The organism is Mycobacterium sp., assembly GCF_050700595.1.
In the GTDB taxonomy this organism is placed as follows: Bacteria; Actinomycetota; Actinomycetes; order Mycobacteriales; family Mycobacteriaceae; genus Mycobacterium.
The window spans coordinates 1-21,144 of the sequence record NZ_JBOHHI010000184.1 but is presented as its reverse complement, the minus strand read 5'-3'; the positions used below and the strand labels follow the sequence as shown (position 1 = coordinate 21,144).

At 66.5% G+C, this 21,144-nt stretch carries 23 protein-coding genes and 1 pseudogene; 16 read left to right on the top strand and 8 right to left on the bottom strand.

Features of this window, described 5'->3' with window-relative positions; all coding sequences use genetic code 11:
• Positions 1-46: 46 nt before the first annotated feature.
• Complete coding sequence (locus ACRDTL_RS17550) at positions 47-1,603, bottom strand: purple acid phosphatase family protein (RefSeq protein WP_431507972.1); 1,557 nt, start codon at positions 1,601-1,603, stop codon at positions 47-49.
• A gap of 8 nt (positions 1,604-1,611) precedes the next feature.
• Positions 1,612-2,142 (bottom strand): helix-turn-helix domain-containing protein, encoded by a 531-nt coding sequence (locus ACRDTL_RS17545; protein ID WP_431507971.1) that lies wholly within the window; start codon positions 2,140-2,142, stop codon positions 1,612-1,614.
• A gap of 72 nt (positions 2,143-2,214) precedes the next feature.
• Between ACRDTL_RS17545 and ACRDTL_RS17540 the strand changes: the two genes are divergently transcribed.
• The 6 genes from ACRDTL_RS17540 to ACRDTL_RS17515 all read left to right on the top strand — a co-directional run bounded on the left by ACRDTL_RS17540 (position 2,215) and on the right by ACRDTL_RS17515 (position 6,535).
• Entirely contained in the window at positions 2,215-3,000 is a 786-nt protein-coding gene (locus ACRDTL_RS17540) for an aldolase (RefSeq protein ID WP_431507970.1), read from the top strand.
• A gap of 12 nt (positions 3,001-3,012) precedes the next feature.
• Entirely contained in the window at positions 3,013-3,888 is an 876-nt protein-coding gene (locus ACRDTL_RS17535) for a dihydrodipicolinate synthase family protein (protein ID WP_431507969.1), read from the top strand.
• Positions 3,889-4,355: 467 nt separating this feature from the next.
• A complete protein-coding gene (locus tag ACRDTL_RS17530) occupies positions 4,356-4,655 on the top strand; it encodes a PE family protein (protein ID WP_431507968.1) in 300 nt (99 codons plus the stop codon).
• Positions 4,656-4,669: 14 nt separating this feature from the next.
• Positions 4,670-5,866: a PPE family protein gene (locus ACRDTL_RS17525; protein ID WP_431507967.1), complete on the top strand. Its 1,197-nt coding sequence runs from the start codon at positions 4,670-4,672 to the stop codon at positions 5,864-5,866.
• Between the two features lie 67 nt (positions 5,867-5,933).
• Complete coding sequence (locus ACRDTL_RS17520; protein WP_431507966.1) at positions 5,934-6,230, top strand: WXG100 family type VII secretion target; 297 nt, start codon at positions 5,934-5,936, stop codon at positions 6,228-6,230.
• A 20-nt stretch (positions 6,231-6,250) separates the two neighbouring features.
• Complete coding sequence (locus tag ACRDTL_RS17515; RefSeq protein ID WP_431507965.1) at positions 6,251-6,535, top strand: WXG100 family type VII secretion target; 285 nt, start codon at positions 6,251-6,253, stop codon at positions 6,533-6,535.
• Between the two features lie 34 nt (positions 6,536-6,569).
• On the opposite strand, the gene ACRDTL_RS17510 is transcribed toward ACRDTL_RS17515, so the two are convergent.
• The 3 genes from ACRDTL_RS17510 to ACRDTL_RS17500 form a co-directional block, all read right to left on the bottom strand.
• Complete coding sequence (locus ACRDTL_RS17510) at positions 6,570-7,526, bottom strand: hypothetical protein (protein ID WP_431507980.1); 957 nt, start codon at positions 7,524-7,526, stop codon at positions 6,570-6,572.
• 90 nt (positions 7,527-7,616) lie between these two features.
• Positions 7,617-8,498, bottom strand: coding sequence for a KPN_02809 family neutral zinc metallopeptidase (gene ypfJ, locus ACRDTL_RS17505; protein ID WP_431507964.1), 882 nt, complete (start codon positions 8,496-8,498; stop codon positions 7,617-7,619).
• Positions 8,499-8,518: 20 nt separating this feature from the next.
• Positions 8,519-9,406 (bottom strand): oxidoreductase, encoded by an 888-nt coding sequence (locus tag ACRDTL_RS17500; RefSeq protein WP_431507979.1) that lies wholly within the window; start codon positions 9,404-9,406, stop codon positions 8,519-8,521.
• A gap of 71 nt (positions 9,407-9,477) precedes the next feature.
• On the opposite strand from ACRDTL_RS17500, the gene aspS reads away from it, so the two are divergent.
• From aspS to ACRDTL_RS17485, 3 genes are read left to right on the top strand one after another with little or no spacing between them, the layout of a single operon-like run.
• Positions 9,478-11,241, top strand: a complete 1,764-nt coding sequence (gene aspS, locus ACRDTL_RS17495) for an aspartate--tRNA ligase (RefSeq protein WP_431507963.1) — start codon at positions 9,478-9,480, stop codon at positions 11,239-11,241.
• 45 nt (positions 11,242-11,286) lie between these two features.
• Entirely contained in the window at positions 11,287-11,679 is a 393-nt protein-coding gene (locus ACRDTL_RS17490) for a PaaI family thioesterase (RefSeq protein ID WP_431507962.1), read from the top strand.
• Between the two features lie 28 nt (positions 11,680-11,707).
• Positions 11,708-12,145, top strand: a complete 438-nt coding sequence (locus tag ACRDTL_RS17485; protein ID WP_431507961.1) for a nitroreductase family deazaflavin-dependent oxidoreductase — start codon at positions 11,708-11,710, stop codon at positions 12,143-12,145.
• Here ACRDTL_RS17485 and ACRDTL_RS17480 read toward each other — a convergent pair whose 3' ends face one another.
• Together ACRDTL_RS17480 and ACRDTL_RS17475 are read right to left on the bottom strand one after the other, a co-directional pair.
• Entirely contained in the window at positions 12,146-12,586 is a 441-nt protein-coding gene (locus ACRDTL_RS17480; RefSeq protein WP_431507960.1) for a transglycosylase family protein, read from the bottom strand.
• A gap of 224 nt (positions 12,587-12,810) precedes the next feature.
• Complete coding sequence (locus ACRDTL_RS17475) at positions 12,811-13,200, bottom strand: MmcQ/YjbR family DNA-binding protein (RefSeq protein ID WP_431507959.1); 390 nt, start codon at positions 13,198-13,200, stop codon at positions 12,811-12,813.
• Positions 13,201-13,283: 83 nt separating this feature from the next.
• Between ACRDTL_RS17475 and ACRDTL_RS17470 the strand changes: the two genes are divergently transcribed.
• A complete protein-coding gene (locus ACRDTL_RS17470; RefSeq protein WP_431507958.1) occupies positions 13,284-14,636 on the top strand; it encodes a replication-associated recombination protein A in 1,353 nt (450 codons plus the stop codon).
• Between the two features lie 114 nt (positions 14,637-14,750).
• On the top strand, positions 14,751-15,086 hold the full coding sequence (locus ACRDTL_RS17465; RefSeq protein WP_431507957.1) for a hypothetical protein: 336 nt from the start codon (positions 14,751-14,753) through the stop codon (positions 15,084-15,086).
• A 15-nt stretch (positions 15,087-15,101) separates the two neighbouring features.
• Here the strand turns inward: ACRDTL_RS17465 and ACRDTL_RS17460 are convergent, their stop codons facing one another.
• Complete coding sequence (locus tag ACRDTL_RS17460; RefSeq protein WP_431507956.1) at positions 15,102-15,722, bottom strand: antibiotic biosynthesis monooxygenase; 621 nt, start codon at positions 15,720-15,722, stop codon at positions 15,102-15,104.
• A 152-nt stretch (positions 15,723-15,874) separates the two neighbouring features.
• Between ACRDTL_RS17460 and ACRDTL_RS17455 the strand changes: the two genes are divergently transcribed.
• From ACRDTL_RS17455 to ACRDTL_RS17435, 5 genes and pseudogenes are all read left to right on the top strand, one after another.
• Positions 15,875-16,273, top strand: a complete 399-nt coding sequence (locus ACRDTL_RS17455) for a secondary thiamine-phosphate synthase enzyme YjbQ (RefSeq protein ID WP_431507978.1) — start codon at positions 15,875-15,877, stop codon at positions 16,271-16,273.
• A gap of 85 nt (positions 16,274-16,358) precedes the next feature.
• Positions 16,359-19,067, top strand: a complete 2,709-nt coding sequence (gene alaS, locus ACRDTL_RS17450) for an alanine--tRNA ligase (protein ID WP_431507955.1) — start codon at positions 16,359-16,361, stop codon at positions 19,065-19,067.
• The gene (gene ruvX, locus ACRDTL_RS17445; protein ID WP_431507954.1) at positions 19,068-19,568 is read left to right on the top strand and encodes a Holliday junction resolvase RuvX; all 501 of its coding nucleotides are present in this window, start codon (positions 19,068-19,070) and stop codon (positions 19,566-19,568) included.
• Entirely contained in the window at positions 19,561-20,814 is a 1,254-nt protein-coding gene (locus ACRDTL_RS17440) for an endolytic transglycosylase MltG (RefSeq protein ID WP_431507953.1), read from the top strand. Before ruvX ends, ACRDTL_RS17440 begins: the two co-directional genes overlap by 8 nt.
• 85 nt (positions 20,815-20,899) lie before the next feature.
• A pseudogene (locus tag ACRDTL_RS17435) lies at positions 20,900-21,144 on the top strand (shikimate dehydrogenase); the annotation flags it as partial.

Below are 21,144 nucleotides of genomic sequence, written 5' to 3'. Positions count from 1 at the left end.
GTATTTGCGCACGCTCGCGGCAAAGCGGGGCACTCGGGGCTGTGCTTCAGGCGCCGCGCGGCTTGGTCAAGGTGAAGCGGTCGACTACGGTAATCGCACCGAACGGTCCGTCCACCGAATAGTGCGTCGCCTTGATCGAAGTGGTGCCGCCGGGGGAGCCGGGGTCGACCTCGAATGCCGCGAACCCGTACGGGTGATCGCGGTCGCGAAACGCCGACCATGGCGCGTCCTCGACCAGGTAGATCGGTGCCTTGCGGCCGATGGCCGGATCGAACCCGCCGACACCGGTCACCACCCGACATCGGGGATCGGGGAAGAACATCGTGTTGGACGGCACCGAGGTGCCGCCGCCGCCGATCACGACGTGCACGGCTCCCTTGGTGGCATCAATGACGTCGCCGCGGGTGTCGGTGGGTATCGGCGTGCGGGTGTCGTTGTCGAGTGCGCCGCGCACCGGATGCGCGCGCTCGTAGTGATGCTCGTGGCCGCACACCACCAGATCGACCTGGTAGCGGTCGAACAGCGGTAGCCATTCCCGGCGGATGCCGAGGTCGGCGCCGTTGGTGCGATCCGCGGTCGAGATCGCCGTCTGATGCATGCATACGACCACCCAGTCCACCTCGGAGTCGCGCTGTGCAGCGGCGAGTTCGGCTTCCAGCCAACGTTTTTGCGCACCACCGGAGTAGCCGTGCACGTAGAAGTTGCCGCCGTCTTGCAAGCAGACGTCGTCGTTGGCCAGGCTGATCACGCGCACTGACCCGGCGGTGAACGAATACCACAGCCCGCGAACCTCGGTGTCGGCTCCCGCGTCGGGCAGCGCGAAGTACGCCTGGTAGGCCGCGAAGCCCACCGGCCCGTTCCCCCATTCGTTTTCGTGATTGCCCGCCGCGGGCATCCACGGTCGGTAGCGCGCCGAGCGGGTGTTGTTCTCGAACCAGTCCGACCAGGTGCGCACCCGGTCGTGGGCGAGGTTGGCGTAGCACAGATCGCCGTTGACCAGGTTGAACAATGGGCCGATGCGCTCGATGGCGGCGGTGATGTCGCCGGCGGCAGGGGAGCCGACATTGTCGCTGACATACGTTCTGCCCGCCGGCCTGCCCAGCGTCGGCGTGGCCTGATCGCCGAAGCTGGTGAAAAGCAAAGGCTTTCGTCCGGCCGGCGCCGTCCGTATCGTCCCGAGCTCCGGGCTGGTGCCGTCGTGCACCGCCGCGTAGACGTAGTCGGTATCGGGCGCCAGGTTGCCCAGCACAACGTGGTTGACGCGAACCTCTGCGCGCGACTTCGCGTCCCGGTAGACCCTGGTGTCGGCTTGCACGGTGCGGCCGAACCCCGACGCCGGCATGCCCAGCATCACCCGCGGATTGGCGACCGCGTCGGTGGTGTGCCAGGACACCACGACCTCGGTGGACGCGTTCTTGCCGAATTGCAGATGCAGACCGCTCACCGGCGGGGCACCGTTGCGATCGGGCCGGGTCCACAGGCCGCCCACGGGTGATCGCGTCAGCGCGGTACCGACGCCCGCGCCCACGCCCGCACCCAGGATGGCCGCCGCGCCCGTCGTCAACAATGTCCGCCGGGTGATGCCGCCGGGGGATTCGGTCATCGGTTGCTTCACCGCGGGCCCGGTTCGTCGTGTGCGACGACGACGACCTCGGCGGGTGCGCTGCCGAGCGCGCGGAAGTTGTGGCTCACCGATGCGTCGAAGTAGGCGCTGTCACCCGCGACTAGCGTGACGATCTGGTCGCCATAGTCCAGCTCGACGGTCCCGGCGTGGACAAACACGAATTCGTAACCGGTATGTACCGGACGAGGGTGGTGGGCGTTCTTGCCGGTTGGTCGAACGACGAAGGGTGACATCGACTTTCCCAGCACTCCTGGTGCCAGTGCCACATAGCGCTCGGTGTTGCCGCTGCGGTCGGCGCCGCGATCGACGGCGATTTTGGCATCGGTAGCCTGGTCGGAAAACAGTTGCGCGACGTCGACATCAAGTGCGCGGGCGACTTTGATCGCCACCGCAATCGACGGCGTGCTGCACCGGCGCTCGATCTTGGACAGATAACTCTTGGTGAGCCCGGTCTGTTCGGCGAGCACCTCCAAGGTCAGGCCGCGCTGCCTGCGCACGGCTCGCAATAGCGCTGTCATGGTTGCATGATGACACAAAGTTTCCTATCGTGGGTCTTAGTGTCATAAACCTCGCGATTCAGGGAGCCGTCGATGGCAACCACGTTCACTGATTCCAAGGCTGACCTGATGCGCCGAGCGCAAGATGGTCTTGCCGCCAATGTCGGCGAATCGACGTTGACCACTCGTCAAAAGCTGGCGCTGACCTGCCGCGCACTGTTTGACACCGGCCACGATTCGGGTCTGGCCGGACAGATCACCGCGCGCGCCGAGCAGCCCGGGACCTACTACACCCAGCGGCTGGGGTTGGGGTTCGACGAGATCACCGACGCCAACCTGCTGCTCGTCGACGAAGACCTCAATGTGCTTGACGGTGACGGAATGGCCAACCCGGCCAACCGTTTCCACAGCTGGATCTACCGTGGGCGGCCCGACGTGCAGTGTATCGTGCACACCCACGCCTTCCACGCGGCGGCACTGTCGATGCTGGAGGTACCGCTGGTGGTGTCGCAGATGGACACCACGCCGCTCTACGATGACTGTGCGTTTCTGGCCGAGTGGCCGGGTGTTCCGGTCGGCAACGAGGAGGGCGAGATCATCAGCGCCGCCCTCGGCGACAAGAAGGCCATTCTGCTGGCGCACCATGGCCAGATCGTTGCCGGCGCGAGCGTCGAGGAGGCCTGCTCGCTGGCGGTGCTCATCGAACGCGCGGCCGAGCTGCAACTGGCCGCCATGGCAGCCGGCACAATCAAGGCGCTCCCGGAGCGGCTGGCCCGCGAGGCGCATGACTGGACACTGCGGCCGGAACGCAGTCGGGCGAACTTCGCGTATTACGCGCGCCGCGCCCTGGCCCGACACCCCGACGTTCTGAGCAACTAAAAGGAGCCCGTAGTGCCGAAAATCCACGGCATCATCGCCTACCCGGTGACCCCGTTCGACTCGACCGACAGCATCGACACCACGGCACTGACCGCGCTCGTCGACCGGCTGGTGCTCGCGGGCGTTCATGCGATCGCGCCGCTCGGCAGCACCGGCGAACTGGCCTATCTCGACGAATCCGAGTTCGACACCGTCGTCGACACCGCGATCGCCGCTGTAGACGGCCGGGTGCCCCTGGTTGTTGGCGCGTCAGATCTGACTACTGCCAATACAATTCGGCGTGCACAATACGCTGAGAAGGCCGGCGCCGACGCGGTGATGATCGTGCCGGTGTCCTACTGGAAGCTCACCGAACGCGAAATCGTCGCGCACTACACCAGCATCGGCGAGGCGATCGGGATCCCGATCATGGCCTACAACAACCCGGCCACCAGCGGCATCGACATGAGTCCCGAGCTGTTGGTCCGGATGTTCGAGACGGTCGACAACTTGACCATGGTCAAGGAGTCCACCGGTGACTTGTCCCGGATGCTGCGCATCGCCGAGCTCAGCGCTGGTCGGCTGCCGTTCTACAACGGCAGCAACCCGCTGGTGCTCGACGCGTTGCGGGCGGGAGCGGCCGGATGGTGCACGGCCGCGCCGTGTCTGCGACCGCAGCCGTGCATTGACTTGTACGACGCCGTGCGCGCCGGCGATCAACAGAAAGCGCAGGCGATTTACGACGAGCTCAAACCCTTGCTGGAGTTCATCGTCGCGGGTGGGCTTGCCACCACCGTCAAGGCCGGCCTGGATCTGTTGGGTGTCGGTGTGGGAGATCCGCGCCCGCCGCTGCTACCACTCGACGACGAGGGTCGCGCCACACTGCTGACGTTGCTGGCTGCGTCCTGACAAGGATCGTAGTCCTCAAATCTGCCGATGGATTCGCCGCATAATTGACACAATGTCAATAACCCGCCAATGGAGTTCGGCTCTATTGACAAAATGTCAATAGTCCTCGCGTTGAGTCTTTTCTGACTCGGCATTGGCAGCAGCGGTCATCGCTTCCCGCAGCGCCCTTCTTGCGGGCAAGGCGGAGCACGTCGGGCGGGGACCGAATTCAGTTGCCCAGGAGCCTATTCGGCCTCCCGAGCCGATGTTCGAAGGGGTCGGTTGGACCGGCAGCCGAACGCCTTCCCGGCGTCGCGCGCGTGGGCGGGCCGTGTTACGGAAGGGGTTTGCTAAACAATTTTGCGATTCGCGCCACCAAGAGCCAGGAGGGGCCTAAAATCGCTTGATCCTAGGCGTGCTAATGGGGAGGGGCGGGCTCTTGGTGTGAACGGTGTCGTGGTGACGCTGTTGCTCGAGGAGGTTACGTCATGTCCTTTGTGAGTGCTGATCCGCAGATGTTGTCGGCTGCGGCGGGCAGTTTATCGGGTATTGGTGCGGAGATGGCCGCCGGTAGCGCGGGTGCGGCGGGTACGACGAGCGCTGTAGTGCCGCCGGCAGCCGACTTGGTGTCGGCGGCGACCGCGGCGCGCTTTGCCGCGCAGGCGCAGGCTTTCCAGGCGATCAGTGCGCAGGCGGCGGCGGTGCATGAGCAGCTGGTGGCGACGCTGGGGGCCGCGGCCGGATCGTATGCGGCCACCGAGGCGGCGAACGCGGCGACGACGGTCTGACCCGGGGTGAGACTGTGACGTTTGCGATCTTTCCGCCGGACATTAATTCGGCGTTGATGTATTCGGGTCCGGGCCCGCAATCACTGATGGCCGCGGCGGCGGCCTGGGATGAGTTGGCTGCGAATTTGTCGGCGACGGCGGAGTCGTATTCGTCGGTGGTGGCGAATTTGACGACAGGGTCGTGGTTGGGCGCTTCGTCGGCGGCATTGCAGGCGGCTTCGGCGCCGTATGTCGCGTGGCTGCACGCGACCGCGGCGCAGGCCGGGCAGGTGGGTGCGCAGGCCCAAGAGGCGGTGGCCGGTTATGAGGCGGCGTTTGCGGCCACGGTGCCCCCTGCGGCGGTGGCGGCGAATCGGGCGCATTTGATGGCGTTGCTGGCGACTAATTTCTTCGGCCAGAACACCGCGGCGATCGCGATGACGGAGTTGCAGTATCTGGAGTACTGGTTCCAGGACGGGTTCGCCATGGACCACTACGCGGCCAACTCTCTGCAGGCGATGGCGGCGTTGCCACAACACACCTCGCCGCCACCCGTGGCCCAGGCCACGCCGATGATGTCGATGGCGGCGGCCCCCGCGTCCGTCGCAAATGCGGCCCTGGCGCCGACGACGTCGCTGGCCTCCGGGCTCAATCTTTCTTCGATTCTTTCGGCATTCGGACTGGGTAGTTTCACGCTGCCGGGGTCGCTGCCGGGCGTGCCGGCGTGGTTGGCTTCGATGCTGACCGCGCCCGGGGCCACCCAGGCGATCAGTATGGGCGGCATTCCGGCGTTGTCTGCGATGGCTCCGGCGAGCATGGTGACGCAGTTGGCGGGGATGACTCAGACGAGCACCACGGGCGCGGCGTCGAGTAGTCCGGCGTTGATGAACAGCATCGGGGGATTTGTGGACGGCAAGATGAAGCTGGTGGTGGGTACTGTGGCCAACCAGCTCAGGTCGTGGGGGTCCTCGATCACGGCGCAGTTGGCTAACGCGTCGTCGATAGGGCATTTGTCAGTGCCCCAGGCGTGGTCGGCGGCCACGAACACGGTCACCCGGGCGGCGCCGATCCTGCCGAATACCAGTGTCAGCGCGCCGGCGTTGGCACCGCAGGCGGGTATGCCAGGTGGGCCGTACGGTCAGGCGTTGATGGGGGCGCTGTCCGGGCGCGGGCTTGGTGGGCTTGCGGCGAAAGCACCCAAGGTGATGCCACGTCCACCGTCTGGGGGATGACCCGCGGATGGTGTTGTGCCGCAACGAGAAGTGGCCTGGTTAGGGCCCTTGAGGTGAGGAGATAAGGATGCCAGCACGGTTTATGACCGATCCGCATGCGATGCGCGACATGGCGGGTCGTTTCGATGTGCATGCCCAAACGGTCGAGGATGAGGCCAGGCGGATGTGGGCGTCGTCGGTCAACATCGCCGGAGCGGGCTGGAGCGGAACCGCACAGCTCACCTCGCATGACACGATGGGGCAGATGAACACCGCGTTTCGCAACATCGTCAACATGCTGCACGGCGTGCGTGACGGGCTGATCCGCGACGCCAATAACTATGAGCAGCAAGAGCAGGCCTCTCAGCAGATTCTGAGCAGCTAGCCGGATCAGGAGAACACGCGATGACGATCAACTATCAGTTCGGTGATGTCGATGCCCACGGCGCGCTGATCCGCGCCCAGGCTGCCTCGTTGGAGGCCGAGCATCAGGCCATCATCCGTGATGTGCTCGCCGCGGGCGACTTTTGGGGTGGCGCCGGCTCGGTGGCGTGCCAAGAATTCATCACCCAGTTGGGCCGCAACTTCCAGGTGATCTACGAGCAGGCCAACGCCCACGGGCAAAAGGTGCAAACCGCCGGCAACAACATGGCCAGCACCGACGGCGCCGTCGGCTCCAGTTGGGCATAACCACCAACACGGCGGTACACCAGACGATATCGGCCTATTTCCCCAGCACCGCGCAAGCGCCCAGGATCGTCGTGGACAGGAAGTTCGCCGCGTTGGCCAGATGATTGTCGGCTGGAGCATAGCTGGGTAGCGCGACAACGAAAGCGCGGCGATATTGCGCGGCAAGGTTGGCCAGGTCCTGCCACGTCGGGTTGTCACTTTGGCGGCCAAGCTGTTCCATCTTGCTGGCATAGGCATTCATCACCGGCGCGACCGCGTAATTAGTGGCTTTCTGCTCCTTGTTCCAGTAGATGGCCGGAATGTTCGGGTCGATCTCCTGCCACGCGGTGGTGTTATGGGCGAACTGCTCTAGTGCTGACTTCCATTCAGCGCAAACAGGATTCGCACTGATCAGGAACGATCGCGGATTGGCGGGATTGCCTACCGGGGCGGTGTGGGCCGGTGCGGCGGCCGGCGGGACCAGTGGGCCCCGAGCGGCTGCCGAACCATCGACGATGGCGGCACAGATCGCTCCGAGTGCAGACGAGGCGCTGTTCGCTGCGCCAGCCAGATTGTTGTCGGCGGGGGTGTACTTCGGGATGCGCTCGGCGTAGGCGCGAGCGTAGACGATGAACTGTTCGTAGAGTTCGCGCATCACCCGATGCGGCGTCAGCTTGACCAGCCCCACGGTTTGGGCGGCGGCGCCGCGCATCGACTGCGCGGCGGCCAGGAACTGTGCGCGTTGCTTCGGGGACCATTCCGAGGCCGGAACCGACCTGTCGCGATCGTTCCACAGGCCTTCGCCGCTGGTGGACAACGCGTTATTGATCGAGGTCCATGCCGCGCAGCTGGGGTCATCGGTGATGACGGCAACCGGCCCGGTGTCGTTGGCGCTGGCAACACCGGATGCCGCGTCCCGGTTCGAGCCGGGGTGCCCCGACCCGGAGTTTGCTCCGTCCCCTAGGAGCATGTACGCCGCGAGCGCGGTCGCCAGAACCGCGAGCAAAGTCACCGCGCCCAATGCCCACTTCAGCGTCTTGTTGTCTTTCGGCTCGTCGGCATCAGACGTCACGGGGGTCAGCTTAAATCACAGCTTGAGGGCCTACCCGAGAGTTGCGGCGCGGAATGTGTCGCACTGGTTGGGGTCACCGGTCTGGTAGCCGACCGTGAACCAGTGCTGCCGTTGCTCAGAGGACCCGTGGGTCCACGACTCGGGGTTCGTGCGCCCGGTCGCCTTCCGTTGAATGCGGTCGTCGCCCACCGACGCCGCAGCCGACAGCGCGTCGGCGATGTTCTTGTCGCTCAACGGTTCCAGGAACGGCACGCCGGTGCTCTGCTGTTTGGTGATCGACGCATAGTGTGCCCATACTCCGGCGTAGCAGTCGGCCTGCAGTTCGGTTCGCACGCCATTGCCGCGGGCGCCCTGCGCGCCCTGCTGGGCGCGGCCGAGCACGCCTTCCAAATTCTGCACATGGTGGCCAAACTCATGCGCTACCACGTACTCCTGCGCGAATGGCCCACCGCTGGAGCCGAATTGATCCACGAGTACCTGGAAGAAGCCGGTGTCGAAGTAGGCGGTTTTGTCGACCGGGCAATAGAACGGCCCGACGTCGCTGGTGGCCATCCCACAGCCGGTGTTGACCTGGCCGCTGAACAACCGCACGTGCGGGCGGGTGTAACCGCGCATCAACTGTTTCCACACCGCGTCCACGGAGTTGCCGGTGGCGACCACCCGGCACTGCACGTATTTGTTGGCGTCGGCCCCGGTCCGGCATGTGCTCAAGTCGAACCCGGGCGCCACGTCGTCGCGGGTGTTGACGGGCTGCTGGGTCATCACGTTCCCGGGATCGACACCCAGGAACATGGCCACCACCACGATCAGCAGGCCGCCCAGGCCGCCGCCGACGGCCACCCGCCGGCCACCACCCCCGCCGGACGTCGAGGTGGTGCTGGTGTCGATCTGCATACCTTCGTTGAAGGTCATCGATGCAGCTTCCCACATCGCTAACCGGGTCCGTCGCTGGCGGCAGCCAGCAGCGGCACAACGATGTCACTGATCGGTGTGGCAAGTCCGTGGGCGCGCGCCTTGCGGAGGATCACCCCGTTGCGGATGTCCCATTCCTGCCGTCGGTGCGCCTCCCGGTCGGCGAGCATCGAGGTGCGCATATCGACCGGCGCGTGCTGGAACATCTCCACCATCTCGTCGACCACCTCGTCGCCGAGGCGGGCGCCCTCGGCGCGCGCAACCGCTAAGCATTCGGCGACATAGCGGCGAGACATCGTGGCCACGTCATCGCGGCGGAACATTCCCGACCGCCGGCCGGAGAGCACCATCAGCCCGGCCAGCGCATTCACCAGCAGCTTGCGCCAGGCCGCGGTGTTGAAGTCCGGGTCGCACTCCACCGTGCAACCGGCGCCGCGCAGCAGGTCGGCAATCATCTCCGCGGCCGGTCCGGTGGGCAGCACCAGCCGGGCCTCGGTGCGCAGCCGTACCCACCCGTCCGGCTGCGTCTCGGCCGAGAACCAGACGATGCCCGGAACCACCGCCGACGCAGGGCAGTGCGGCTGTACCTGCTCTACCTGCTCGACCCCGTTTTGCAGCACCGCCACCAGGGTGCGCTCGTCGCACAGCCGGGCCAGCCAGCCGGCCGCCTCGTCGTTCTGGGTGGCCTTGACCGCCAGCACCACCACCTCGACCGGGGCGGTGATCTCAGCGGGATCGGTGCACACCGGACCGGGCACCACGATCGGTGCGGCACCGTCTGGCCGCAGTTCGATCTGTTCGCGCGGTGTGCGCCCGCACACCAGCACGGCATGCCCGGCGGCGTGCAGAAGTCCGGCGACCGTCGTACCGACGGCGCCGGGGCCGACAACTGCGATCTGGGTGGCGATGCAAAGAAATTACCTGGCGGCCTCGCCCTCTAGACTGGGCAGTCGTCCCAACCCATTGCAGAGGAGTATTTGTGCTGCGCAGCCACCCCGCCGGTTCATTGCGCGCCGCCGACACCGGCCAGACGGTGACGTTGGCCGGGTGGGTGGCGCATCGCCGCGACCACGGCGGGGTGATCTTCATCGACCTGCGCGACGCTTCGGGTATATCCCAGGTGGTCTTCCGCGCGGCCGACGTGCTGGCGCAGGCGCACCGGCTGCGCGCCGAGTTCTGCATCGCCGTCGAGGGCGTGGTCGAGGCCCGCCCGCAGGGCAACGCCAACCCGGAGATCGCCACCGGCGAAATCGAAGTCAACGCAACGTCGCTGAGCGTGCTCGGCGAGTGCGCACCGCTGCCGTTTCAGCTGGACGAGCCCGCCGGCGAGGAAATCCGGCTGCGCTACCGCTACCTCGACCTGCGACGTGACGTCGCCGGCAGTGCGATCCGGTTGCGCTCCAAGGTAAATGCCGCCGCTCGCAGAGTGCTGGCCGAGCATGACTTCGTCGAGATCGAGACGCCGACGATGACCCGTTCGACCCCGGAAGGGGCCCGCGATTTCCTGGTCCCGGCGCGGTTACAGCCCGGCACGTTCTACGCGTTGCCACAAAGCCCGCAGCTGTTCAAACAGCTGCTGATGGTTGCCGGCATGGAGCGCTACTACCAGATCGCGCGGTGCTACCGCGACGAGGACTTCCGCGCCGACCGCCAACCCGAATTCACCCAGCTCGACCTGGAGATGAGCTTCGTCGACGCCGAGGATGTCATCGCGATCTCCGAAAAGATACTGAGCGTGCTGTGGGCGTTGATCGGGTATGAGCTACCGTTGCCGCTGCCACGGATCAGCTACGCCGATGCGATGCGCCGATTCGGCTCGGACAAGCCCGATCTGCGGTTCGGGGTGGAACTGGTCGAGTGTGCAGAGTTCTTCAAAGACACCACATTCCGGGTTTTTCAAGCGCCGTATGTGGGCGCGGTGGTGATGTCGGGCGGGGCCTCGCAGCCACGCCGGACGCTGGACGGCTGGCAGGACTGGGCCAAACAGCGCGGGCACAAGGGTCTGGCCTATGTGCTGGTGGGCGACGACGGCACGCTGGGCGGCCCGGTCGCCAAGAACCTCACCGACGCCGAGCGCGACGGACTGGCTGCCCACGTCGGCGCGTCGCCCGGTGACTGCGTCTTCTTCTCGGCCGGACCGGTCAAGTCGTCGCGTGCGTTGCTGGGCGCGGCCCGCGTCGAGATCGCCACCCGACTCAACCTGATCGACCCGGACACCTGGGCGTTCACCTGGGTGGTCGACCCGCCGCTGTTCGAGCGCGCCGACGAGGCCGCCGCCGCCGGTGACGTCGCCGTCGGCTCCGGTGCGTGGACCGCGGTGCATCACGCATTCACCGCACCCAAGCCCGAGTCGCTCGGCAGCTTGGAAGGTGACCCGGGTGCCGTCCTGGCCGACGCCTACGACATCGTCTGCAACGGGCACGAGATCGGCGGCGGCTCAATCCGTATCCACCGCCGAGACATCCAGGAGCGGGTGTTCGCCGTGATGGGCCTCGATAAGGCGGAGGCCGAAGAGAAGTTCGGTTTCCTGTTGGAGGCATTCATGTTCGGGGCGCCGCCGCACGGTGGCATCGCGTTCGGCTGGGACCGCACCACCGCACTGTTGGCCGGGGTCGACTCCATCCGAGAGGTGATCGCGTTCCCGAAGACCGGCGGCGGCGTCGACCCGCTCACCGACGCTCCGGCGCCGATCACCGCCCAGCAGCGTAAGGAGTCGGGCATCGACGTCGTGCCCGGGGGATAGTAATCCGGCCCATGTTCATCCGGCTGGCGTGGCAAGCTGCCGACCATGGACACAAATGACCTTGTCTCAGCCATTCCGTTCGCCGCCGCACTCGGGATCGAAGTGCAGGAGTTGTCGCCGCAGCGGGTGACCGCCAGCATGAAGTGGGCCGGGGAACGCTGCACCACGGCCGGGATCCTGCACGGGGGAGCGCTGATGGCATTCGCCGACACGATCGGCGCGGTGTGCGCGGTGGCGAACCTGCCGCCCGGCGCCGCCACGTCGACGATCGAGTCCAAAACGAACTTCTTTCGGGCCGTGCGCAGCGGCGTGGTGACCGCCACGACACAGCCCCTGCACGTCGGCCGCACCACGATCGTCGCGCAGACGACCCTCACCGACGAGCGCGGAAAGCTGGTCGCCCAGGTGACCCAAACGCAAGCGGTCCTTTCGGAATAGACGCCGCGCCGACGGCAGTTGACCGGGCATGACGCAAAACATGCCCGACGCCGACACACTCAAAGCCTTCAACAACGCGATCGTCGACGAGTTCCGGACCAACGACGGCACGGTCGGCGGCCAGTTCGCGAACGCCAACCTGCTCCTGCTGACCACGACCGGCGCCAAGACCGGTCAGCCACGGCTGGCGCCGTTGGCATATCTGCGGATCGACGGCAGGCTGCTCATCATCGGCTCTTTCGCCGGTGCCGACGTCGACCCCGCCTGGGTCCACAACTTGCGCGCCAACCCGTCGGCGCATGTCGAACTCGGCACCGAATCCTTCGACGTGACCAGCCACGAATTACCGCCCGCCGAACGCGACGACATCTTCTCCAAGATCACCGCCGCGGCACCCGGTTTCGCCGATTACCAGGCCAAGACCACCCGGGTGATCCCACTTTTCGAGCTGCAGCGGGCGAATTAGCTAGTGCGGGATCTTTGACAACAGCTTTCTGAGCGCGGCGTGCACCGGGTGCCCGGACCGCAAAACGTTGATCACTTCGGTCGGGAAAAGCGTTTGATTGGGGCCGCATTTGGGCCAGGCTTCCGGGCCTTGGGTGGCCAGAACGCGTTGGGCCACGGCAATTTGTTGCTCCCGTGAGGCATCCGCCGGCGAGCCGACGCCGCCGTTTTCGTCCCAGGTCGACTGCTTGAATTGCAAGCCACCGTAGAATCCGTTGCCGGTATTGGCCGACCAGTCATTGCCCGATTCGCATTCCGCGACGGCATCCCAATTGACGCTGTTGGCCTCGGCTGAGCCCGTGGCGGGATCGATAACCACCAAGACGATGGCGGCAATGATCGCGGCTTTCCCCACCGACGTGCACACAGTTTTCGCATCGAGTACTCGGTCGAAATGTGGCATTAAACACACGTAGCAAACTGGAGTGAAAATTGTCAACAGCTGAGGTGCACTTAATTTAGTGAGATTCTTGTTGTCCTGGCGTTGTTGAGTAACCAGAGTAAATAAGAGTGTTATCTGATGCTATTGATACATATTAGTATTCTTGTTATATAGAGTGGTTGAAGTGATAGGAGTTGCTTATGTGATTATTGTGCTCTCAGCGCGGTCATGCGGACGGCAGCCCGTCACGTTGCGTCGTCCAGGAACTCCTCGACCAGACGCTTCGGGGCCTGCGTCAGCCACGCCTCGGTGATCACCTCCCGCAAGCCCAGTTCGTCGATTTCGGCCAGTTCGACCAGCACGGCCGGATAGCCGTCGAAATGTGGCGTGGTGAAATACACCCCCGGCTCGTCGGCGATCAACGCGAACTTGACTCCCTCGTCGGCGACCCGAACCGCGAGGATGTCGCCGTCGGGCGGCTCGAACCCCTCCGCCGCCAACGCCTCCCGGTCGGATATGCGCAGTGGCCGTTCCCAGGCGAGCAGCTTCTTACCCACCCGCCAGTCGCGCGGCAACCGCTCCTCGGTGAGCGGCAGCTCAGCGATGATCCCCGCGACGTCATCCCAGGTGGCCACAACCCCGATTGTGCGCCCGGCTAGCGGGCCGGGGTTGCGGATCGGCAGCGTGCACGCGCTGACTTCATCGGCTGCGACGTGGTATGCCTGAGACCGTGTCTGACGGTCTGTTCGACGTCCCCGATGCTTCCGGCTTCACGGAGCGCACTCAAGGCGAACCGGCCGCTGCGCCGTTGGCGGTGCGGATGCGGCCGGCCACCCTTGACGAGGTGGTCGGACAGGATCACCTGCTGCAATCCGGTTCGCCGTTGCGTCGCCTGGTCGAGGGTTCGGGTGCGGCGTCGGTCATCCTCTACGGGCCGCCGGGAAGCGGGAAAACCACCCTGGCGGCGCTGATTTCGCAGGCGACCGGCCGGCGGTTCGAGGCGTTGTCTGCGTTGTCGGCCGGAGTCAAGGAAGTCCGCGCGGTGATCGATCTCGCCCGTAGGCCCGCGGCTCACGGCGAGCAGACGGTGCTGTTCATCGACGAGGTGCACCGGTTCTCCAAGACCCAGCAGGACGCGCTGCTGTCCGCGGTCGAGAACCGGGTGGTGCTGCTGGTCGCGGCGACCACGGAAAACCCGTCGTTCTCGGTGGTGGCTCCGCTGTTGTCCCGGTCCCTGATCCTGCAGCTGCGACCGCTGGGCGCCGACGACATTCGCGCCGTCGTGCAGCGCGCGATCGAGGACCCACGCGGGCTGGACGGACGGGTGCAGGTGGACTCCGACGCCGTCGACCTGCTGGTGCGGCTGGCCGCCGGTGACGCCCGCCGCGCGCTGACCGCGCTGGAGGTCGCCTCGGAACCGGCTCAGGCGGCGGGGGAGCAGGTCACCGTCGAAACCATCGAGCTGTCGCTGGATGAGGCCGCGGTCCGCTACGACCGCGACGGAGACCAGCACTACGACGTCATCAGTGCGTTCATCAAATCGGTGCGCGGTTCCGACGTCGATGCCGCATTGCACTACCTGGCCCGCATGCTGGTCGCCGGAGAGGATCCAAGGTTCATCGCCCGCCGGCTGATGATCCTGGCCAGCGAGGACATCGGCATGGCCGACCCGACCGCGCTGCAGACCGCGGTGGCCGCCGCACAGACCGTGCAGCTGATCGGCATGCCCGAAGCCCAGTTGACGCTCGCGCACGCGACTGTGCATTTGGCCACCGCCCCCAAGTCCAACGCCGTGACCACCGCGCTGGGCGCGGCGATGGCCGACATCAAAGCGGGCAAGGCGGGGTTGGTGCCGCCACATCTGCGTGACGGCCACTATTCGGGCGCTGCCACGCTGGGCAACGCACAGGGCTACAGGTATTCCCACGACGACCCCGATGGCGTTGCGCTGCAACAGTATCCACCGAATGAGCTGGTCGGCGTGGATTACTATCACCCGACCGGCCGTGGCGGCGAGCGCGAGATCGCCGGTCGGCTGGAGCGGCTGCGCGCGATCATTCGCAGAAAGTAGCGCCAGCTTGCGCCACCATGCATCGCGAGCGTAACGCCACGGCGGAAAATCGGCTCCAGGATCGCCCCGGCGTTACGCTCGGCGCGGCTAACTCACCCGGGAAGGACTGCTCTGATGAAAACCTTCACGGACGACGAGATGAACTCGCTGCTACCGGCCGCCAAGGCCTACAGCGTCGTCATCCTCAAGCAGGGACCGAACTTCACCGACGACACCGCGCCGGCGCTTATCTGGGAGCACGGCCGGCGCAACTTCGGGCTGCGCCACGACGGCGTACTTCCGATCGTGCTGCCGGTCACTGACGGCTCCGATGTCTGCGGGGTCGGGGTGTTCACCGGCGCCGTCGACGACACGGTCGCGGTGATGAATGACGACCCCGGTGTGCAAGCCGGGGTGTTCGCGTTCGAGGTGCACCCGTGCCGCGGATTCCCCGGCGACGCGCTGCCGTAGCGGCAGGCGCGACTCTCAGACGAGCTCGGGGACCCGCAGGTGGGCGAACGCCAGCTCGAACTCGCCGACGTCGTACTGGTCGGCGCCCAGGCTGCGAAGCGCGGTGGTGCGCAACGAGCGGACCTGGTCGCCGTTTCGCTCCATCGACGCGCGGCTGTCGAACGTCGACGACGCCACGGCGCGCCAGGATGCGCGGTCGAGCATCAGGCTCGCGCTGCAGAAGCCGTCGAGCTCCTCGATCGCGGGCAGCACCGACTCCCGGTAGAACGTGATGGCCCGGTCGAACTGATCGGGCCGCACCTTGAGCCAGGTGGCCCGCACACAGGCACCCGGACCCGAGTAGTGGTCACGGCGCAGAACCGCGATCTCCCACTGGTCGACGGTCGGGCTGCCACCGAACGCCTGCGCCGTCTGATCGCGAACCGGCCGTACCCGTTCGGCGCTGGCATGCATCGCCTCTTGCGTCTCCCAGGAGCTGGTCGCGATGCAGCGACCCGACTCGCGGTCGACCAGCAACGACATGCCAACGCACCCGGCAACCTCCCGGAGTGCGGGCATGACCACGTCGCGAACGTGCGCAATTCCGGCGTCGATGCACGACGGTTGCGCCTCGATAGTGGTAGAGCGTGCGTACACGACCCACCTCTCTCCTTGTCGGGGGCAGCGCCCCGGCGGCGCCGCCGGTCTATTGACCACCTTCCTCCAAGCGGCTAAGCGTGGCAATGGGTTTGCGACAGATTGGCAGGTTGCCGAATGCGCCCCGTAGGCTGGACGGTGTGGATACCGATGTGCTGGAAGTGGACACCGCGCGTCGCCGTATCGTCGATCTGACCGACGCGGTGCGCTCGTTTTGCGCGTCCTTCGGCCCGGGCCGAGATGGGCTGTGCAACGTGTTCGTCCCGCACGCAACGGCCGGGGTGGCGATCATCGAGACCGGCGCCGGTTCCGATGACGATCTCGTCGACACGCTGGAACGGTTGCTGCCGCGCGATGACCGCTACCGGCACGCGCACGGATCGCCCGGCCACGGCGCCGACCATGTGCTACCCGCACTGGTGGCGCCGTCGGTGACGGTGCCGGTGGCCGGCGGCGAACCGCTGCTGGGCACCTGGCAGAGCGTGGTGCTCGTCGACCTCAACCGGGACAATCCGCGACGGTCGGTGCGGTTGAGTTTCGTCGACGGTTGACGTTCGGCACCCCGCGGTCGGCTGGATCGTTGATCAGGTGCGAACCGGTAATGTGGTTCGGTCGAACGAACGAGGAAACGAAAAGGTGCAGACACACGAGATCAGGAAGCGATTCCTCGATCATTTCGTGAAAGCGGGCCACACCGAGGTGCCGAGCGCCTCGGTGATCCTCGACGACCCCAATCTGCTGTTCGTCAACGCCGGCATGGTCCAGTTCGTGCCGTTCTTCTTGGGACAGCGCACCCCGCCGTACTCAACGGCCACCAGCATCCAGAAATGCATCCGCACCCCGGATATCGACGAAGTCGGGATCACCACCCGGCACAACACGTTTTTCCAGATGGCCGGCAATTTCTCGTTCGGCGAGTATTTCAAACGCGGCGCCATCGAGTTGGCCTGGAGCCTGCTGACCAAAAGCATTGACGACGGCGGATACGGGCTGGATCCGGAAAGGATTTGGGCCACAGTTTATTTCGAAGATGACGAAGCCCTAACGTTGTGGCAGGAGGTCGCGGGTCTGCGCGCCGAGCGTATCCAGCGCCGTGGTTTGGCCGACAATTATTGGTCGATGGGCATTCCCGGACCCTGCGGGCCGTCATCGGAGATCTACTACGACCGCGGGCGACGGTTCGGCGTGGCCGGTGGTCCGATCGCCAACGAAGACCGCTACGTCGAGCTGTGGAACCTGGTGTTCATGGAAAGCCAACGCGGCGAAGGCACCACCAAAACCGACTTCGAGATACTGGGACCGTTGCCGCGCAAGAACATCGACACCGGCATGGGTATCGAGCGGGTTGCGTTCGTGCTGCAGGGCGTGCACAACGTCTACGAAACCGACTTGCTGCGGCCGGTCATAGAAAAAGTGGCGACCGTGGCCGCGCGCCGCTATGACGTCGGCAACCACGAAGACGACGTGCGGTACCGGATCATCGCGGACCACAGCCGCACCGCCGCGATCCTGATCGGCGACGGCGTCCGTCCCGGCAACGACGGGCGCGGGTACGTGCTGCGCCGACTGCTGCGTCGGGTGATCCGCTCCGCCAAGCTATTAGGCATCGACACCCCGATCGTCGGCGACTTGATGGCCACCGTGCGCGACGCGATGGGCCCGTCGTACCCCGAGTTGGTCGCCGACTTCGAGCGGATCAACCGCATCGCCGTCGCCGAGGAGACCGCGTTCAACCGGACGCTGCTGTCGGGTTCGCGGCTCTTCGAGGAGGTGGCCGGCACCACCAAGGCATCCGGCGCCACGGTGCTGTCCGGGTCGGATGCCTTCACCCTGCACGACACCTACGGGTTTCCGATCGAGCTCACCCTGGAGATGGCCGCCGAGGCCGGCCTGCAGGTCGACGAGGTCGGCTTCCGGGAGCTGATGGCCGAGCAGCGCCGCCGCGCCAAAGCCGATGCCGCCGCCCGCAAACACGCGCACGCCGACCTGAGCGCCTACCGCGAGCTGGTCGACGCGGGGCCCACCGAGTTCACCGGCTTCGACGAATTGACCTCGGAAGCAAGGATTCTGGGTATCTTCGTCGACGGCAAGCGGGTGCCGGTGGTGGCGCACGGTGATGCCGCCGGCGGCGATCGCGTCGAACTCGTGCTGGACCGCACGCCGCTCTACGCGGAGTCGGGCGGGCAGGTCGCCGACGCCGGGACCATCAGCGGCACCGGCGCCGGCGAGAGCGCCCGGGCTGCCGTCACCGACGTGCAGAAGATCGCCAAAACCCTCTGGGTGCACCGCGCCAACGTGGAGTCGGGCGAATTCGTCGAGGGCGACACCGTCGTCGCAGCGGTGGACCCGGGCTGGCGAAAGGGTGCCACCCAAGGGCATTCGGGCACCCACATGGTGCATGCCGCGCTACGACAAGTGCTGGGGCCCAACGCCGTTCAGGCTGGCTCGCTGAACCGGCCCGGCTATTTGCGCTTCGACTTCAATTGGCAGGGCCCGTTATCGGACACCCAAAGCTCACAAATCCAAGACGTAGCCAACCAGGCCGTGCAGGCCGACTTCGAGGTGCACACCTTTGCCGAGGAGCTCGAGGCGGCCAAGGCGATGGGTGCGTTGGCGCTGTTCGGGGAGAGCTACCCCGACCAGGTGCGGGTCGTCGAGATCGGCGGACCGTTCTCGCTGGAGCTCTGCGGTGGCACCCATGTGCACAACTCGGCGCAGATCGGGCCGATGACAATCCTCGGTGAATCGTCGGTGGGCTCCGGTGTGCGCCGGGTGGAGGCCTACGTCGGGCTGGAATCGTTCAAGCACCTGGCCAAGGAGCGGGCGCTGATGGCCGGGTTGGCCTCGTCGCTGAAGGTGCCCTCCGAGGAGGTGCCCGCCCGGGTGGCCAACCTGGTCGAGCGGCTGCGGGCTGCGGAGAAGGAACTCGAACGCACCCGACTGGCGTCTGCGCGGGCCGCCGCGGTCAATGCCGCCGCCGGTGCGCAGCGCATCGGTAACGTCCGTGTGGTGGCGCAGCGGATGTCGGCCGGGATGACGGCCGCCGACCTGCGTTCCCTCGTCGGCGACATCCGCGGGAAACTAGGCAGCGATCCGGCGGTGGTCGCGTTGATCGCGGAAGGTAGCCCAGGTTCAGAAGCTGGCTCCGTGCCGTATGCGGTCGCCGCCAACCCCGCCGCCCAGGCACTCGGGATCCGGGCGAATGACCTGGTCAAGCAGCTCGCGGGGGCCGTCGATGGCCGCGGCGGCGGGAAGGCCGACCTCGCGCAGGGCTCGGGGAAGAATCCGTCGGGCATCGATGCCGGGCTGGACGCGGTGCGGGCAGAGATAGCGCGGGTCAGCTGAGTGGACACATCGGCGCACCGCCTGCCGGACCGGCCCGGCGGGGACGATCCCGGGCGTGGACGGCGGCTCGGCATCGACGCGGGCAGCGTGCGCATCGGCGTCGCCTGCAGTGACCCGGACGGCATCCTGGCCACCCCGGTGGAAACGGTCCGCCGCGACCGGTCCGGACGGCATGTGCGCCGCCTGGTCGAACTGGCCGCCGAGTTGGACGCGGTCGAGGTTGTCGTCGGGCTGCCGCGAACCCTGGCCGACCGGACCGGCTCGTCGGCCCGCGACGCGATCGAGCTGGCCGAGTTGCTGGCCCGCCGGATGGCGCCCACACCGGTGCGGCTGGCCGACGAGCGGCTGACGACCGTCAGTGCGCAGCGGTCGCTGCGCCAGGCCGGGGTGCGAGCCAAGGGCCAGCGTAGGGTCATCGACCAGGCGGCGGCCGTGGCGATCCTGCAGGGTTGGCTCGACGAACGCCGCGTCGCGCTGCCCGGGGAGGTCAACGGTGTCTGATAGCGGGGGGCCTGAACGCATCGCGCGCGCCCAACCCGTGGCGGTCGGGCCGCCGCGACGCGTTCGGTCCCGGGCCGAACGGATCCGCGCCGATCGCGGCCGTCGTCGCCGGCGGCTATTTCGCGGATTCGCCGTCGGCCTGCTCATCGTCGTGGTCGTGGCGGCCGTGTTCGTCGGCTCCAAACTGTGGCACACCGTGTTCGGCCCGCAGAACGACTACACCGGCGACGGCAAACGGGATGTGGTGATTCAGGTCCATGCGGGCGACTCGACCACGGCGGTCGGTGAGACGCTGCAGAAACACACTGTGGTCCGCACGGTCCGGGCATTCGTCGATGCCGCGCAGGGGAACGCCGCGATTTCGTCGATCCAGCCCGGCTATTACCGGGTGCGCACCGAAATTCCGGCATCGTCCGCGGTGCAGCGGCTCGCCGACCCCGACAGCCGGGTGGGCAAGCTGGTCATCCCCGAGGGACGTCAACTCGACGACACCACCGACGTCAAGACCAACGCCACGACGCCGGGCATTTTCACCCTGATCTCCCGGGCCACCTGCGTGGACCTGGACTCGGACCGGCGCTGCGTCTCGGTGCCCGACCTGCGGGCGGCGGCCGATGACGCCGCGCCGGCCACGCTTGGAGTGCCCGGCTGGGCCGCCCAGCCGGTGACGCGGATGGGCGCCGATCACCGCAGGCTCGAAGGTCTGATCGCACCCGGAACGTTCAACGTCAACCCGTCGGCATCTGCGCAGACGATTCTGCAGACCCTGATCACCGCCGGCGCCGGCCAGTACGAGAAGTTGGGTCTGCTGGACACCGCAAAGACGATGAACATGTCGGCCTACGACGTTCTGGTGGTGGCGTCGCTGGTGCAGCTTGAGGCCAAGCCGCAGGATTTCCCGAAGGTCACCCAGGTCATCTACAACCGGCTGGCCGAGCACCGCAAGCTGGAGTTCGACTCGACAGTGAACTATCCGCTGGACCGCCGCGAAGTGGCCACCCGCGACGCCGACCGCGCGCATCCCACGCCGTGGAATACCTATGTGTCCGAGGGGCTTCCGGCGACGCCGATCTGTTCGCCGGGCACCGATGCGCTCAGTGCGGCCGAGCACCCCGAACCCGGCGACTGGCTGTATTTCGTCACCATCGACGCGCAGGGCACGACGCTGTTCACCCGGGATTACCAAGAGCATCTGGCGAACATCGAGTTGGCCAAACACAACGGTGTCCTCGACTCCGCGCGATGAGCGTAGCCGCGCGAAGCGCGGCGGCGAAGAACGCAATCAGACAGCGCAAGGTAGCGGGGCCGGCAAGGTCGGAAGGAAAGCCGGGGTGCTCGGCTCGCCGATCACGCATTCACGCTCCCCACAGTTGCACCTGGCCGCCTACCGCGCGCTGGGCCTGGCCGACTGGACCTACGAGCGCATCGAGTGCGGCGCCGACGAACTGCCCGGCGTGGTCGGCTGGTTCGGGCCCGACTGGGTCGGCGTCTCGGTGAAGATGCCGGGAAAGTTTGCGGCACTGCGGTTCGCCGACGAGAGCACCGCCCGGTCTGAGCTGGTCGGATCGGCCAACAC

Bases quoted from the DNA above. Each gene is read 5' to 3' on its own strand.
- ACRDTL_RS17550 (WP_431507972.1), bottom strand. From the start codon at position 1,603: ATGACCGAATCCCCCGGCGGCATCACCCGGCGGACATTGTTGACGACG.
- ACRDTL_RS17545 (WP_431507971.1), bottom strand. From the start codon at position 2,142: ATGACAGCGCTATTGCGAGCCGTGCGCAGGCAGCGCGGCCTGACCTTG.
- ACRDTL_RS17540 (WP_431507970.1), top strand. From the start codon at position 2,215: ATGGCAACCACGTTCACTGATTCCAAGGCTGACCTGATGCGCCGAGCG.
- ACRDTL_RS17530 (WP_431507968.1), top strand. From the start codon at position 4,356: ATGTCCTTTGTGAGTGCTGATCCGCAGATGTTGTCGGCTGCGGCGGGC.
- ACRDTL_RS17520 (WP_431507966.1), top strand. From the start codon at position 5,934: ATGCCAGCACGGTTTATGACCGATCCGCATGCGATGCGCGACATGGCG.
- ACRDTL_RS17515 (WP_431507965.1), top strand. From the start codon at position 6,251: ATGACGATCAACTATCAGTTCGGTGATGTCGATGCCCACGGCGCGCTG.
- ypfJ (WP_431507964.1), bottom strand. From the start codon at position 8,498: ATGACCTTCAACGAAGGTATGCAGATCGACACCAGCACCACCTCGACG.
- ACRDTL_RS17490 (WP_431507962.1), top strand. From the start codon at position 11,287: ATGGACACAAATGACCTTGTCTCAGCCATTCCGTTCGCCGCCGCACTC.
- ACRDTL_RS17485 (WP_431507961.1), top strand. From the start codon at position 11,708: ATGACGCAAAACATGCCCGACGCCGACACACTCAAAGCCTTCAACAAC.
- ACRDTL_RS17480 (WP_431507960.1), bottom strand. From the start codon at position 12,586: ATGCCACATTTCGACCGAGTACTCGATGCGAAAACTGTGTGCACGTCG.
- ACRDTL_RS17470 (WP_431507958.1), top strand. From the start codon at position 13,284: ATGCCTGAGACCGTGTCTGACGGTCTGTTCGACGTCCCCGATGCTTCC.
- ACRDTL_RS17465 (WP_431507957.1), top strand. From the start codon at position 14,751: ATGAAAACCTTCACGGACGACGAGATGAACTCGCTGCTACCGGCCGCC.